Origin of the sequence: Streptomyces sp. NPDC058864 (assembly GCF_042742985.1) — a bacterium.
In the GTDB taxonomy this organism is placed as follows: domain Bacteria; phylum Actinomycetota; class Actinomycetes; order Streptomycetales; family Streptomycetaceae; genus Actinacidiphila.
This window is the reverse complement of the sequence record NZ_JBHYMQ010000088.1, coordinates 17,291-31,032: the sequence shown is the minus strand read 5'-3', so window position 1 is coordinate 31,032 and position 13,742 is coordinate 17,291. Positions and strand designations below refer to the sequence as shown.

The window sequence follows — 13,742 nt, the reverse complement described above, 5'->3', positions numbered from 1 at the left end:
CCGAAAACACCATCTGCACAAGCTCGTTGACATCCATCACATGAAGATCAACGACCCTCGCAACTCTCCGTCACCACCGAATGTGAGACAGAGCCCAAAGAACGGCACCTCTTTGTGTCAAGCGGAGGCGATCAGAGAGTCATCCCAACGTGTTGAATCGGCACCGGAGATCGTGGTCTGCAGCCATGATGTCCGAGGCTGTGGCAGGGGTCGCGCAAGTTACACCTGCCGCCCGCGGGCTGGCCCTCGAACGGCGTGCGACCCGGCCGCAGCCGCCGACGGGAGTGGCTCAAGAGAGGTTTGCACTGCAGGCGTTGGTCTGCCCTCCTCGTCGGTCACCCGAATCCGACCACAATGAAGACACCGCGCCACCCCGCCACGTTCCGTCCACGATGTACCGGATCCTGCGCAAGAAGGGGGCAGTCCGACGAACGCCGCCGCCGCCGGCATGCGCTGGTAACAGTCCGTCGTGTCTTAGCGCCGCAGCTGGAGACGGGACCAGACCAGCACGGTCAGCGCCGCGAAGGCAAGCGAGAAAATGACGCTGACCGTGAGCTGCGCCGTCGTCGCTGGCGCGATCGGGCCGCCGGGCGCGGCGTGTCCCATCGTCCAAAGGGCGGGCGCGGCGAGGGGAAGCCAGCCGCCCGCGCCGGCGAGGACGCCGACCTGGGCGATGACGACGAGGCCGATCGCAGTCGAGACGCCTCCCAGGAGCGAGCGGGAGACGGTTGCGACGCAGGCGACGGGCAGCGCGACGAGCCCGGTGAGCAGGCCGAGGAGGAACTGACGGCCGATTCCGGACCAGGTGGCGGCGTCCGGAAGACCGTAGCCGAGCAGGAGTCCCAGGACGAGGAGTCCCGCGACGAGCAGCGTGTTCAGGACGACCAGCCACAGCCCGTAGACGGTGAGCTTCGCGGCCGCGGTCTGGGCGCGGCTCACCGGGAGGGCGAAGAGGCCGACCACCGTGCCGTCTGCGAACTCGCGGGCGAACATCCAGGCCAGGACGGTGCCGAAGCCGAGGAGCCCGCCGGCTCCGGTGATCTGCGCGACCATCGTGAGCAGCCCTGGCCAGTCCACGGTGGCGGTCGGGCCGAGTTTCGCGGCGAGTTCGGGGGTGCCTCCCGCGAGAGCCACACTGGTGCCTGCGGTGATCGTCAGGATGCCGCCGGCGATGACCGCGGTGCCGAGCGCGCCGACTCGGGAGCGGGCGAGTTTACGCAGCTCGCAGTGGAACGCGGCGGCCAGTGCGGTTCGCGTGGCCATAGGCGTCACCGCGGATGTGGCCGTCACAGGACCTTTCCTTTCGTGCGGGTTCGGGTTTCGTCGTCGGCCAGGAGGCGAGCGAAGAAGGCCCGTTCGAGGTCGGCGCCCGCTGGGTCGAGGTCTCCGATGAGCCGCCCGGCGTTCATGATCACGATGCGGTGGGCGATTCGGGCGACCTCGTCGAGATGGTGGCTGCTGACGAGTACGGCGGCCCCCGCCCGCTCCCTGCGGGTCAGGGCATCACGGAGCAGGAGGACCGCGGCGGGATCGAGGGCGTTGCTCGGCTCATCGAGGACGATGAGGCGCGGGTAGTGCTGGAGCGCTACGGCGAGGCCGACGCGCTGGCGGTTGCCGAGGGAGAGCCGGCCGAAGCGGCGGTGGGCGAGTGCGCCGAGGTGCCACTCGTCGAGGGCCGCCTCCGCTGTCGCAGGTGTGGCTCCGTGCAGCCGGGCGGCGATCCGGAGGTTCTCGCGTGTGGTGAGTTCAGGGTAGGCGGACGGCACCTCGACGAGCTTGCCGACGTGGCCCCACTCGGCGCGCGGGAGTTCGTCGAGCGGACGGCCCAGGATCCGGACGACGCCCGCGGCCGGTCGCAGCATGCCCAGTGCCAGGCGCATCAGGGTTGTCTTCCCGGCGCCGTTGAGGCCGATGAGAGCCACGATCTCCCCCGATCCGACGGTGAGATCGAGGCCGTGTACGCCCGCGCCGCCCGGGTAGCGGACACCGACGCCCTCGAAGATGAGGCTCATCATCGGCCACCCAAGATGTCCAGGACGCGGTCCAGTACATCTCGCAGCCCGGCCGCACCCGCCACCGCCGCCGTACTGCCGTCGCCTGCCCAGTCGAGGAGGGCGACGCTCAGTCCCGCAATGACGGCGCTCGCCGCGACTCTGGCTTCGGTCTGCGGGGCGCCGCGTTCGCGCAACACCCCGACGAGGGCGTCCACGGTGGCCCGGCTGTTCCGCTCGATCGCGCCCTGCAGTCCCTTGGCACCGGCGATGATCCGGATGCGCTCGCGGACAGACTCCACCTGGTCCTCGGGCAGCCGTCGCCAGACCGCGCGGATGCCTTCGGCGGCCGCGCGCATCGGGGGTTCCTGCAGCGGCCGGGCGCGGACCGCGGCGGCGACCTCCGGGTCGAAGGCGTCCTCCAAAAGCAGTGCCTCCTTGGTGGCGAAGTGCCGGAAGAGCGTCATCTCGCTGACCCCGGCACGCTCCGCTACGGCCGCGGTCGTGGTGGAGTCATAGCCCTGGGCCGCGAACAGCTCGAGGGCGGCGGTGCGGAGGATTTCGTGCGTGCGGTCGTATCTGCTCACCCTTTAATGTTAGTCGCTAACATTAAAGGGTGAGCAACCAGCCACTCCCGGCAAGGTCGGCATCCAGGCGAGGACCGGCGCAGTGGATCCAGGCGCAGCGCCTCACGTGGAACCAGCTGCTGCCCGCGCAGGCCTGGATGCTGGAGAACATGCTCCACCTCTCCCCTGCAGAACCGCCGGCGAGGCCACCAGGCCCCGCACAAAGGCGGACAAGCGCGCGTCAACCTTCGCGCCGACCGGCAGTTCCACGCCCGCGAACGGCCTCCAACCGCCCCGCACATGGAACAGCTCACCGAAGCCGACGAAACCATGACCGACATCAAGCCGGGCCAGTTCGTGTTCATAAACAACACCCGCCGGAGCGCCGGGAAGCTGACCGACGACCGGCCGACGGAACTCGACGCCCTCGACATGCGCCGGTAACCGCTGTCACCGCCAGTGTCACGAGCCGGGGTTGCCGCCGATCGGGGAGCCCGGCCTCCGGGCGTCCGCGAGAGGTCGTCTGAGTACTCACGCTTTCGACCGAGGCCGCCCCGTCGTGAGGGTGGCCTCCCTGGGAGCCGCGTCCTGTGCGTCCACTGGCAGCTGGTACGTGCCGGGATACTGGCCGTCCGGATCAAGGACTTCGCGGGCCACTTGAATCAGCCGCTCCCACAGGATCGCTGAGCGGGCCGTCAGACCGATCGAGAGAGTTCGCAGCCACCCAACCAAAGGGGACAACTCCCCGAGTTCGGCCGGGAGAACGCCGAACAACTCCACCGGGGTCAGGCCCTGAAGCGCGACCAGTCCGGCTGCCGCTGGTCAGCGACTGCTGCCTCCGCCCGACGGTGATGAGCGCTGAACAATCCGATGGCGATGATGATCTGCACACGCCTTGTGAAAGACGGGAAGTCCAGCCCCCACGTCGCGCTGGTGTCCTCCAGCCGCCGACGGAAATGCAGGTTCCGCAGACGCTCGGTGAGGAGGTCGGTTGCTTCCAGTTCGCAACTGGCAAACGTGGTCACTGCTGGCCTCCCCTGTCATTCCGTAGAGATCCAGGCGCCTTACAGACAGCCACGCGCTCAGGCCGTTCCCATCAAGCACGCCACCGTCGGTCTGCCCGTTAGCGTTCCCAATCGAACCAATGCGCTGGTCTCCCCGCGGGGGCTCCAGTTCAGCCCTTGGGTGCCGCCATGAGCGGCCCGCTGACACGCGGCGACATGCAGGTGCAGAAGCTTTGGCTATTCGTATGGATGTGACGCACCCGGGGCTGCGTCGTGGAACTATCCCAAGCACACTCTCGCGTGGCTCCCGGGGGCGCATGGACCCGGGTGCGACGCACGCAAAGGGCCATAGAACCCTTCAGTCATGCCTCGTTCGGCCGACAGCGCGGCCGGCGCCTGGCTCGTTGCGCGGATGTGAACGACGAACGGAGGGTCCGGGACCGGTCGCCGTACGGGGCGGGGCAGCACCGTCGCGCGCGCTGAGGCTTGGCACCGAGACTGCCCTCGCCCGGCGCCTGGGGGTGATCACAAGGCCGTCAGCGTGGCCCGATCCGGCGAACTCCGCCGGGACCAGGCCGTGCGACGGCCGGTGCCCGCTCGTAGGCTGCCGCCATGACCGAGATCCAGAACCCGATGCCTCGCGACGCCTTCGAGCTGCTCATGGCCGGTAACCAGCGCTTCGTCTTCGGAACCCCCGAGCACCCGAACCAGGACGCCACCCGCCGCACCGAGATCGCACCGTCCCAGCAGCCCTTCGCTGTGCTGTTCGGGTGCTCCGACTCCCGGCTGGCCGCCGAGATCATCTTCGACCGTGGCCTGGGCGACCTGTTCGTGGTGCGCACCGCAGGGCACGTCGCCGGTGCAGAAGTCCTCGGTTCCATCGAGTACGGCGTGAGCGTGCTCGACGCCCCGCTCGTCGTTGTGCTCGGCCACGACTCGTGCGGGGCCATCGCGGCCGCCCGTGCGGCAGCCGACGGCGGCAGGGTGCCCGGCGGCTTCGTCCGCGACGTCGTAGAACGGGTGACCCCGAGCGTGCTGGCAGCCCGCGCCGCCGGACGCGACCAGGCCGGCGAGATCCTGGCCGAGCACATCGAGCACACCGTGGACCTGCTGCTGGAACGCTCCCGCGTCCTGGCCGAGCGGGTGGCCGCCGGCCGCCTCGGTGTGGTGGGGCTGTCCTACCGGCTGGCCGACGGCAGTGCACAGCTCGTCGCCACCCGCGGCCTCGACGCAGCAGTCCCCGCCGCGTCCTGACCATCCCAGCCGTGGCTGCCCCCGATGTGCCCCGGCCGGAGACGACCGGAGCCGACGACGAACGGTCACGTCACAAGGCGCTTCCCACCGTCCACGACCTTGGACCCCACGAACGTGTGCGGTCGCTGGATACCGCCCGCAGGGGCGGGGGCTCACCCCGTGTGTGAGTACGGAGAGTCGCCTTGAGCAAGCATCTGTCCCGGAACGTCCGCCTCCGCAGCCAGATGCTGTTCCGAGCGACATCACGCAGCCTCAAGCCGGTATCGCATCCGGCGGACCCCGGCTGCCCGGCAGGTTGCTCGAGCGATCCCGCCCGATGGATGTGGAGGTATGCCGGGCGGGACCGCCTGGGGAACACCCGGGGCCCTCGCCGCGCAGCCCACAGGCGGCGAGAGCCCCTCTCCTCTACCGGTGGCGGCCCCGTCCAGCGGTGACATCGCCGCGAGGCCGCACTTCCAGGATGCGCCCTTGCCGGGCGCGGCGCGCGCCAAGGCCGAGGGGCCCCGCCCTGGATGCGTATGCACGGAGGTACGTCAGAGCGGAGCCCCCTACAGGATGCGCCCTGGCACACCAGGAGGCACGCTGGAGACGTGAGTCGGGTAGGAGTCGTCCTCACCATCCCCGACGAACAGCTGAGTGAGGGGTCCCCGGCGCTGCGCCGCGCCGGGGACCTCCTCCATACCTTGAGGTGCCTGGGGGTGGACGACCCCAAACAGGGCACGCAGATCGAGCCGGAGCGACAGGGGCACGAGCCGCTCGACGCAGACGAGTGACGGGCGGCCCCGTCCTGAGCATGACGTCTCCTGCATGGACGGAACCGCACTTCCAGCATGCAGCCATATACGACTCGGGACACAATGCGCAAGATCCCAAACGCGTAGAGCGGTGGCGGTTACCCTCACCCCATTTGTCTGCGGGCACGGCCACGGGCCCTCCAGGCGCGCGGGGCCCTCCTTCACGCTGGGCGGTCCGTCCGGCCTCGCGCATGGACCAACTCGCAGGACCGGACGGACCGCCAACGGCCCACCGTGGGGAACTCGAACGGAGGTTGTCGGCAGGGCCGCCCTTCCAGGATGCGCCTTCGCCGAGGCCGGGGCACGCCCGCCCGCGGTTTCCCGCGCGCTCAGCACCCGCCTGGGGACCGGTGCCCAGGCGTCGGCGGAGTTCAGCCGTCATCGACGCACTTGGACATCTCGAAGAACGCGGTGAAACGCGGGCGACCAGCCGCCGGGCCGGTCTATCGGCATCGTGAAGGGGGCGGTGGAGGGCGTTCGAGCTCGTCATCCGCGAGCTGCTGAAAACAGACCCTGACGATGCCCGCTGCGGTGATCCTCATGTGAATCGGATGGAACTGCGGCCGAAGGCCGTGGCAAGCGCAGTGGCACGCATCGCCACGGGCGCCAGCCCAACGCCGCTGGACCGCGCGGGATGGCGCGAGTTGTCTGTCAGGGGGCGCTGGGGGACCAGTGGCCGGTTAGTGCTTGGTCGACATGGTCGGCGAGGTCGTCCAGGTGAGCACGCTCACCGGGGTGAAGATCCTGGGCGGCGGCGGTGGCACGTACTCGTTCAAGGTAGTCGACGATGGCAGGACGCTGCTCGGGTGTGCTGTGCCAGGCCAGTTCGCGCAGCAGCATGTAGATGCGGCCCAGGACCTCTGGGTCCGCTGCGCCGTACCGAAGGGGCTGGGCCACTGCGAGGTGCAGCAGTTCAGCCAGCGTCGGGCGGCGCAGTGCGACGCGGAGCTGGCCGTGGTCGTCGTGCAGGAGGCGGGGGGACAGGTCGCGCTTCGACAGCTCGCACAGCAGTGCGGAGGAGTGGGAGAGGGCGTGGACTGCGGTGGTGGGGTCATTGATGCCCGGGGAGAGCGCCTTGCTCGCGACATCGGTAAGTTGGCGCAAGCCGAAGGCGATGTCCTGTTTGTGGGTGCGCTCGGCCTCGGTGGAGAGAGCACGAGCTGTTTCCTCAATCAGGCGGTTCTGCTGGTGGGAGGCCAGTGCTCCGCCGGTGCGGGGCCAGGCGGCTCCGGCAGGGGTGCCGGCAATGAGTGAGCTTCCCGGGCAGCGGTCGATCAGGACGACGGCGTCCGCGTCGACCGCTGCCGCCAGGAGTGCCTTCTCGTTCACGGCAGCCAGGAAGCCTGAGGCCCCGGCGCGCAAAGGCAGTGCGTCGGAAGGTGGCTGCGGCCACGTGGTGCGGTCCGCGCCGGCCGCGTCGGCCTTCGACAGGAGTCTGCAGATGGTGGCGTCGGCGTCGGCATGGACGTCCCGCAGCATCGTCTCCACCCGGATCTTGCCCGCCAGGTGGGACAGGAACGCCACGAGGGCAAACACGCTCGCCAGGGCGAGAAGGAAGGCCACGGTGACCGACAGTTGCGGAACGAACATCGGCTGCCCGATGGCCTCGGTGCGTATGGTGCGCAGCACGGTCAGTGTGTAGGTGAACGTCGCCAGGAACAGTGCGAGCGTGGTCTTGACGTAGCGGTCCTGGTTGAACGTCCGTAGCAGACGCGGGGAGAACTGGCTGCTCGCCAGCTGCAGAGTCACCACTGTGAGCGAGAAGGTCAGGGCCGTGACGCTGATCAGAGAGCCGGCGATCGCCGCCAGCACGGTGCGTGCGGCTTCGGGGCCGCCTCCGAATAGGTACTCGGTAACAGAGGGCGGCAAGTCGTGCCGAATCCGTACGTCCAGCCGGGGCAGACCCACGCCTGCAGCAGCAGCGAGGACTACCCCCAGTGCCGGCAGCGGCCACAACCGGCTACGCAGCGCGTCATGCGCCAGCGGAAGGGACCCCACGACACCCCTCCTCCCGGATCAGGACACCGATCCGTGCCCGCCCAGGGGATGGGGCCGGGCGGGCACAGAGGCGGTCACGCTGCAGACAAAAACGGGCCGGGCTTCATCGCCGACGCTCATCGTCCCCACCAGTACCCGAGCCGCTGTCGTCGGCGCCTTCGATGTCGATGCGCTCCTTGCGGACCCGGCCGTGCACGGTCTCTTGTTCAGTACGCTCCTCAGCACTCAGGCGCACCCGCTCCATCGGCCGTGTCTCGGTCTCCACCACAGGGCGTTCCTCGTGCAGGACCACTTCGTGTTCGGCCTCGGTGATGTCCGGACCGGACAGGGCGGCGTCCCGGTTGGCGTCGGTGATGGGCTCCCGCTCGACGCGGGCCTCCTCGTGGCGCACCGGAACGGTCATCTGCTGCTCTTCGGTGACGACGTACTTGCGCAGACGTGCGCGCCCGGACTCGCGGCGCTCGATACCCACCCCCAAGTACTCCTCCGAACGCGTCATCGCGTCATCGGAACTCGGGGTAACGGAGAGGTCGCGGTCTGAATCGGTGGCGGCACCAGGTTCGACGCGGGCCGAGCCACCGTGACCGGACTGCTGTACCCGCTGCCAGGCCGCGTCCCAGTCGATGCCGTAGTGGTCGTACAGCCGATGCTCCTCCTCCACAGACAAGTGCCCCCCGGCGTCAACGTCCACGTTCGGAGCGTCCTTTATCTGGTCCTTGGAAAACGGCACCTGCAAATGGTCTTCTACCACCTCCGCGTCCCTGATCGGCACGAACGACTCCCCGGAGCCGAACAGGCCGGTCTTCACGCTCACCCACTCAGGCACGCCGGTGGCGTCGTCCAGGAACAGGTGCTTGGCGTCCCCGATCTTGCTGCCACTGGCGTCGTAGACGGGATGGTCCAGCACTGCGGCAATGCGCTCACGGGCAATCATGACTCAACCTCCAGAGTCTTCTAGGCCATTCAGTCCTCCCCCGGTTCGAACTCTCGACTGCCCGCCACTCGGGGGACATAACATTTGAAAGGCTGACAAAAAATCAACACCGGAAGTGCTTTTCCGGCCCAGGCTCCCCCATGCCACGCAACGCACCCACCCGAGGCACCCTCGCCTTGTCGCTGCCGACCTGTAGTGACGTGTGGATGGCATCGCCCTATTCGGCGCGGCGTGCTTTGTGTCGTCCGACGTCGAAGCGCGCCCGGGTGGGCAGTTCGGTCAACCCGGTGCTCTCGCGTGCGTGCGCCACGGGGCCGCGACACAGCGCCTGCAGGACCGGGGCGGGTGCGGCATCATCCGTCAGCGTGACAGCGACGTCGAGCCGCGGATGCGCCGGGCGTCCGGTCATATGGGCGGCCGCCCGCGCGACGCCCGGCAGAGCGCCTGCTTCGGCCGCGACGGCGTCACTGAGTGCGCTGCCGCGCAGTTCGACACCGTCGGGCGGAGGCGTTCCGCCCAGGTGCACCGAGCCGGGACGGTGGCGTTGGAACTGGGCGAGCAGCCACAGCAGGGCCAGGACGGTCGCCAGGGTGAGGGCGGCGATGACGGCGGGCCACCACCAGCCCTGGTCGCTCCAGCGGATCCGGTCGGCGTTGCTGAGCAGGACGTCATTGTGCGTGGTCAGCGGCCAGCCGGCGGGCGCAGCCACGTGAACCCGACGGTAGAGGTCGACAGCTGCGGTGAGGATCAGCAGCCCGCCACCGAGCAGCACCAGGCCGCTGATGGCCAGGAGGAGGCGGTTGAGTGTGGATCGGCCGTTCATGGCGCGCTCCCGGGCGGGGTCAGCGGGTGTGGTGTCGTAGGCGGACCGCCAGCCGTGGGGCATGTGCCAGGGCGAGCTGGCGGCACTGGTCTTGCAGGGCGTGGGTGAGGTCGTCGTGGACGGTTGCCGGGTCGCGGAAGCGGACGTCCGCTCGGGCGGTGACGCGGCGGCGTCCGATTCGGACCCGGGCTCGGGCTATGCCGGGGACCCGCATCGCGGCGTCGCGCAGCACCAGTTCGGCTCCCTGGCGGTCCATCCAGGCATGCAGTCCGGTACAGCCGTCGGGGGCTCGCAGCGGCAACTGCCGGCGCTGGCCTGGGGTGAGCGCGAGGAGAAGCAGCCACAGGCCGAGGAGGACGGCGACGGCGGCGCCGAGCAGCATCCACAGGTCGTCGATCGGGCGGCTGGCCAACTCCTCTGCGAGGCGGGTGCGCCACGCCCCGGCGCGCTGCCCGGCACGCACGGCGATCACGTCGTACAGCGTCACCCCGAAGGCGCAGGCTGCCACCAGAGCGACCACGGTGGCCGGGATGCGGCGTGCCGACCACAGGCGAGGTGACCTTGCCCCGCGGCTGTCGCGCGCCGGCGACCTCGCCGCGGGAACACGGATGCCGGGCCGGCCCGAGTCCGCGTCTCCTTCGGTCTTGGGCCGCGGTGCATGGCGGCCGGGCGGTGCGATACCGGAGCGGACAGTCATGGGGAACTCCTTGATCGGTGCGTGACGATCGACTGGTTGCGTGCGGCCATGCTGGGGCGGATGAGGTCACTGAACGCGCCCGGAGCCACCGACGGTGGCCAGGCGCCGGATCGTCAGCCTGACGTCGCGGACGTCCAGACCGGTCAGTTGGGCCACCCCTTCGGCGACCTCGCGCTGCAGCTGCCGGCAGGTGGCGGCGATGTCAGCGGGGTAGGGGAGGTCCACCGTCAACGCCAGTTGTGCCGTCCCGCCGTATGTGGTCGCGCGGGCATTGGGTGCGGACAGATCCGCACCCGCCCGTCGGGGGCCGATGAGCCGGTGGAGCGCTTTGCTTGTGACGCGAGTGGCGATGCGGGCTACGACCCGGTCGGGTATCGCCGTCGCACCACGCACGGCAGGCGGCGGAAGGCTTCGGCCGTCGTCCGTTGACCCGTCAAGAGGACGCCCGGATGATGCGGCGGGACCAGCGATGGTACTCACTGTGACCGCCGTCCGGCCGCGTCCCGCCGCCGGGTGAAGACATCGGCGTCGCCCTGCAGGACGAGGCCTGCGACCAAACCGATCGCGCCCAGGGCCGCCACCAGGAGAAAGGCCCAGAAGCCGCCGAAGTAGCCGGCGAATCCCAGTGCCATGCCGGCCGCCAAGCCCACGGTTGCTGCATTCATACTCCCTCACCTGTCCTAGCTGTCGTACGCCGTCTTCGGGCGCGTGCTTCCCGGCTTCGGGCCGGTGGAGGCAGGGTCACTCACCTGCCTCCGGACGTCACTGGACGCGGCCTTCGGCCGGTTCGCCCTCGTCTTCTTCATCGGGCAGCTTCACGTCGTCGACGACGAGGTTCACTTCGACGACCTGCAGTCCGGTCATGCGCTCCACGGCGGAGATGACGTTGACGCGCACGTCCGCCGCCACATCCACGATGGGGTAGCCGTACTCGACGACGATGTCGAGGTCCAGTGCGGCCTGACTTTCGCCGACCTCAACATTCACGCCCTGGGTGATGCTGGTGCTCCCGGCGCCGGGGACGCGTTCGCGCATGGCGCCGATCGCGCGGGCCATGCCTGCACCGAGGTTGTGGATACCGGGCACCTCGCGGGCAGCAGTTCCTGCGATCTTCGCGACCACGTTGTCGGCGATGGTGGTCTTGCCTCGCGTTTCGGGGGACGCGTCGGTGCCGGTGGGACCCTTGAGCTTGCTACCGGTCCTGGGGGAGCCGTCCTGCCCACTGGCAGGACGGCGATCGGTGGTCTCCGTCATGGCAATCGCCTCGATCAATCGCTGCGAGCACCGGTGCGGCGCCCGTCAACAGATTGGACACACCCAAAAGGCAAAACGTCACACAATCAGAAGAACCGACATCAAGCAGCAAAAGTCGGGCACATGTAACATCGCAGGGAGGAGGTGCGGTCATGAGGCACGGCGGCCCCGACGCTCCCCCGAGCCAAGCAGCAGCCGGCTCCGGCCCCTCCTTGCGACCGCTCGCCCAGGTTGTGCCCGACACCTTGCAGTACGCACCGGATGATCTTCTGGCGACGCGCGCCGGGGAAGGCGACGACGAGGCCTTCGCGATCCTGGTGCAGCGCCACAGCCGGCCCTTGCTCGCCTTGGCATTCCACACCCTGGGCAACGCCGAGGACGCCGAGGACGCCGTCCAGGACGCATTCGTCAGCGCCTGGAGACGCCTGCCTGAGTTCCGCCACGCCTCGGCGTTCAGCACCTGGATGTACCGCATCACCGTCAACCGCTGCCTGAACGCCCTGCGCCGCCGCCCGGCCCCGGTACCGTTGAACTCGGTGGCCGAACCCGCCGCCCCCGGCATACGCAATTCACCCGCGCGGGCCGCCGAACAGGACGCCCTCACCGACGCACTGGTGAACGCTCTCGCCGCGCTGGAACCGAAGCAGCGGATCTGCTGGATCATGCGAGAACTCCACGGCCTGTCCTGTGCGCAGATCGCCCAGGCCACCGGCACCTCCCAGCAGACGGTCCGCGGGCGGCTGCATCGATCCCGGACAGCCCTGAAGGAGGCGCTGGGCCCATGGCACTAGACGACCAGCCTCCCCCGCCGTCGCAAGAACCGGCAGAGGACTCGGCTCTCGAGCAGGTCCGGCTCCGCACCGGTGACGAAGTGCTCACATGTGGGAGAACCCTCCGCCATGCCTGGGAACAGGCCAGGGACACCAGCCACCCCGCCGATCCCCACGTCGCTGACTGTCCTCACTGCCGCGACGCGATCGAGGGGCTCGCGGCGCTGGCCCAGGCAACCACAGCGCTACGAGACCAGGAACCACCCAGCACTCACAAACTCGTCTCCCGCATCATGAACATCGTTCGTAACGAAGTGCGACTGGGACCCCTGCTTCGCCTCGACGACCCCACACGCACCCTGCAGATCGCGGAACAGACCGCCGCGGCCGCTTTGCGGCGCGCGGCAGATCAGGTTCCCCGCGTCACCACGGCCAGTTGCCACCTCACCCCTGCCGAGCCAGGAGAGGGCGTGCACGTGAGCATGACGATAGCGGCCGGTTTGGACCGCCCTCTGCCGGAGACGGCCGAACACGTACGCCGTGCGGTAGCAGAAGCCGCCGACCACGAACTGGGGCTGGTGCTGGCATCCATCGACATCAAAGTCATTGAGGTTGCCCCCACGCCCGAGACACCACACTTCCCGGACCCCGCCCACAATGAACCGGACAAGAACCAATGACCACATGCAGCCCTGCACGCATTCGCCACGCCAGCGCTGAGGCCGCACTGGCGGTCAACGGCGTCCTTGCGCTGCAGCCCAGCCTCGCGAGCCGTCTCGCCCATGCCGCCTCACGCGCGATCCCGGGAACTACAGACGATGGCATCGCCTCACCCCTGTCAGGGGTCCACGTCCACCGCGACCCGGACAACTCCGTCTGGCAGGTGGAGATACGTTGCGTTCTGGCCAAGGGACACCGAGCCGTCGACGTCGCCCGCACCGTCCACGACCGGGCCCGCACCTCCCTGGCCCCTCTCCTTGCACCTCACGACGACGCAAACGCCCTCAGTGTGACCGTGACCGTCACCCAGATCACAAAAACACCAGCTGGCACAAGACCCCGTGATGACATGCGAGGCCGTTCCGACCTCGAGATGCCGCTTACTCCCTCTCCGCGATGACATACATCCGGCAACGGACGGTACCGTCCGGCAGGTCCACTATCGAGCTGCGGACCTCAACCGAGCGGAACTCAATCCATTGCCTGATAAGCGCGACCTCATGCGCCAGCCCCTGCAGTACAGCCTGTCGACCATGTGCGGGCTTGCCGCCGGGACAAGGTCGTCCGTCACATCGTGGCTCACGATCGCCAACGATCCCCCGAATCCCAGGCCCCCACATCTCGAGGCCAATACGCCACTCGACAGACCCGAAATCGTAGGCCAACCCCTCCGAGGACACTCTGCTCGCCGTTCGGGACTGGCTCAAGCACATTACGGACTGTCACCGGGCAAAGTGCCCAGCGCCCTGACAGCAGGTGGTAAAGGCCCGACAGACCGACGGCAACGGGCCAACGCCGCCACACGAGCGCAGGTCGCTCCCCCCCTTCGGGGCGTCCCCGCCCGGGTGGGAGGGGGCGGGGACGCGACTCCAGGTTTCACAGAGGCCGACCAAATCAGTGACGTATAAACAAAAGACGCAGCCCACCAAAAAAATTT

General features: G+C 68.8%; 16 protein-coding genes. 5 read left to right on the top strand and 11 right to left on the bottom strand.

Annotation, left to right across the window (positions count from 1 at the left end):
• Positions 1-474 precede the first annotated feature (474 nt).
• Genes ACFW3D_RS37735 through ACFW3D_RS37725 form a run of 3 tightly spaced genes read right to left on the bottom strand, consistent with a single transcriptional unit; the run spans position 475 to position 2,578 of the window.
• Positions 475-1,263: an ABC transporter permease gene (locus tag ACFW3D_RS37735; protein WP_500512410.1), complete on the bottom strand. Its 789-nt coding sequence runs from the start codon at positions 1,261-1,263 to the stop codon at positions 475-477.
• 23 nt (positions 1,264-1,286) lie between these two features.
• A complete protein-coding gene (locus ACFW3D_RS37730) occupies positions 1,287-2,015 on the bottom strand; it encodes an ABC transporter ATP-binding protein (RefSeq protein WP_500512408.1) in 729 nt (242 codons plus the stop codon).
• Positions 2,012-2,578: a TetR/AcrR family transcriptional regulator gene (locus tag ACFW3D_RS37725; protein ID WP_500512406.1), complete on the bottom strand. Its 567-nt coding sequence runs from the start codon at positions 2,576-2,578 to the stop codon at positions 2,012-2,014. Before ACFW3D_RS37725 ends, ACFW3D_RS37730 begins: the two co-directional genes overlap by 4 nt.
• A gap of 279 nt (positions 2,579-2,857) precedes the next feature.
• Between ACFW3D_RS37725 and ACFW3D_RS37720 the strand changes: the two genes are divergently transcribed.
• Positions 2,858-3,001 (top strand): hypothetical protein, encoded by a 144-nt coding sequence (locus ACFW3D_RS37720; RefSeq protein WP_500512404.1) that lies wholly within the window; start codon positions 2,858-2,860, stop codon positions 2,999-3,001.
• 341 nt (positions 3,002-3,342) lie between these two features.
• Here ACFW3D_RS37720 and ACFW3D_RS37715 read toward each other — a convergent pair whose 3' ends face one another.
• A complete protein-coding gene (locus ACFW3D_RS37715) occupies positions 3,343-3,582 on the bottom strand; it encodes a hypothetical protein (protein WP_500512402.1) in 240 nt (79 codons plus the stop codon).
• Between the two features lie 591 nt (positions 3,583-4,173).
• Here ACFW3D_RS37715 and ACFW3D_RS37710 point away from each other — a divergent pair.
• Together ACFW3D_RS37710 and ACFW3D_RS37705 are read left to right on the top strand one after the other, a co-directional pair.
• Positions 4,174-4,815: a carbonic anhydrase gene (locus ACFW3D_RS37710; RefSeq protein ID WP_500512400.1), complete on the top strand. Its 642-nt coding sequence runs from the start codon at positions 4,174-4,176 to the stop codon at positions 4,813-4,815.
• A 590-nt stretch (positions 4,816-5,405) separates the two neighbouring features.
• The gene (locus ACFW3D_RS37705; RefSeq protein WP_500512398.1) at positions 5,406-5,588 is read left to right on the top strand and encodes a hypothetical protein; all 183 of its coding nucleotides are present in this window, start codon (positions 5,406-5,408) and stop codon (positions 5,586-5,588) included.
• A gap of 672 nt (positions 5,589-6,260) precedes the next feature.
• Here the strand turns inward: ACFW3D_RS37705 and ACFW3D_RS37700 are convergent.
• The 7 genes from ACFW3D_RS37700 to ACFW3D_RS37670 form a co-directional block, all read right to left on the bottom strand.
• Positions 6,261-7,607, bottom strand: coding sequence for a DUF2254 domain-containing protein (locus ACFW3D_RS37700; RefSeq protein WP_500512396.1), 1,347 nt, complete (start codon positions 7,605-7,607; stop codon positions 6,261-6,263).
• Between the two features lie 103 nt (positions 7,608-7,710).
• Positions 7,711-8,541, bottom strand: a complete 831-nt coding sequence (locus tag ACFW3D_RS37695; RefSeq protein WP_500512394.1) for a DUF2382 domain-containing protein — start codon at positions 8,539-8,541, stop codon at positions 7,711-7,713.
• A gap of 217 nt (positions 8,542-8,758) precedes the next feature.
• Complete coding sequence (locus ACFW3D_RS37690) at positions 8,759-9,364, bottom strand: alkaline shock response membrane anchor protein AmaP (protein WP_500512392.1); 606 nt, start codon at positions 9,362-9,364, stop codon at positions 8,759-8,761.
• Positions 9,365-9,383: 19 nt separating this feature from the next.
• On the bottom strand, positions 9,384-9,884 hold the full coding sequence (locus ACFW3D_RS37685) for a DUF6286 domain-containing protein (protein ID WP_500512390.1): 501 nt from the start codon (positions 9,882-9,884) through the stop codon (positions 9,384-9,386).
• A gap of 243 nt (positions 9,885-10,127) precedes the next feature.
• Positions 10,128-10,286 (bottom strand): hypothetical protein, encoded by a 159-nt coding sequence (locus ACFW3D_RS37680; protein WP_500512388.1) that lies wholly within the window; start codon positions 10,284-10,286, stop codon positions 10,128-10,130.
• 251 nt (positions 10,287-10,537) lie between these two features.
• Complete coding sequence (locus ACFW3D_RS37675) at positions 10,538-10,726, bottom strand: hypothetical protein (protein ID WP_500512386.1); 189 nt, start codon at positions 10,724-10,726, stop codon at positions 10,538-10,540.
• Positions 10,727-10,823: 97 nt separating this feature from the next.
• Positions 10,824-11,315: an Asp23/Gls24 family envelope stress response protein gene (locus ACFW3D_RS37670; RefSeq protein ID WP_500512384.1), complete on the bottom strand. Its 492-nt coding sequence runs from the start codon at positions 11,313-11,315 to the stop codon at positions 10,824-10,826.
• A gap of 212 nt (positions 11,316-11,527) precedes the next feature.
• Between ACFW3D_RS37670 and ACFW3D_RS37665 the strand changes: the two genes are divergently transcribed.
• Both ACFW3D_RS37665 and ACFW3D_RS37660 read left to right on the top strand, forming a co-directional pair.
• A complete protein-coding gene (locus ACFW3D_RS37665) occupies positions 11,528-12,106 on the top strand; it encodes an RNA polymerase sigma factor (RefSeq protein ID WP_500512382.1) in 579 nt (192 codons plus the stop codon).
• Entirely contained in the window at positions 12,097-12,765 is a 669-nt protein-coding gene (locus tag ACFW3D_RS37660; protein WP_500512380.1) for an Asp23/Gls24 family envelope stress response protein, read from the top strand. The genes ACFW3D_RS37665 and ACFW3D_RS37660 overlap by 10 nt, the downstream gene beginning before the upstream one ends.
• Positions 12,766-13,742: the final 977 nt, after the last annotated feature.

Coding starts and splice junctions, on each gene's coding strand:
- ACFW3D_RS37735 (WP_500512410.1), bottom strand. CDS start 1,263: ATGGCCACGCGAACCGCACTGGCCGCCGCGTTCCACTGCGAGCTGCGT.
- ACFW3D_RS37730 (WP_500512408.1), bottom strand. CDS start 2,015: ATGATGAGCCTCATCTTCGAGGGCGTCGGTGTCCGCTACCCGGGCGGC.
- ACFW3D_RS37720 (WP_500512404.1), top strand. CDS start 2,858: ATGGAACAGCTCACCGAAGCCGACGAAACCATGACCGACATCAAGCCG.
- ACFW3D_RS37710 (WP_500512400.1), top strand. CDS start 4,174: ATGACCGAGATCCAGAACCCGATGCCTCGCGACGCCTTCGAGCTGCTC.
- ACFW3D_RS37695 (WP_500512394.1), bottom strand. CDS start 8,541: ATGATTGCCCGTGAGCGCATTGCCGCAGTGCTGGACCATCCCGTCTAC.
- ACFW3D_RS37690 (WP_500512392.1), bottom strand. CDS start 9,364: ATGAACGGCCGATCCACACTCAACCGCCTCCTCCTGGCCATCAGCGGC.
- ACFW3D_RS37675 (WP_500512386.1), bottom strand. CDS start 10,726: ATGAATGCAGCAACCGTGGGCTTGGCGGCCGGCATGGCACTGGGATTC.
- ACFW3D_RS37670 (WP_500512384.1), bottom strand. CDS start 11,315: ATGACGGAGACCACCGATCGCCGTCCTGCCAGTGGGCAGGACGGCTCC.
- ACFW3D_RS37660 (WP_500512380.1), top strand. CDS start 12,097: ATGGCACTAGACGACCAGCCTCCCCCGCCGTCGCAAGAACCGGCAGAG.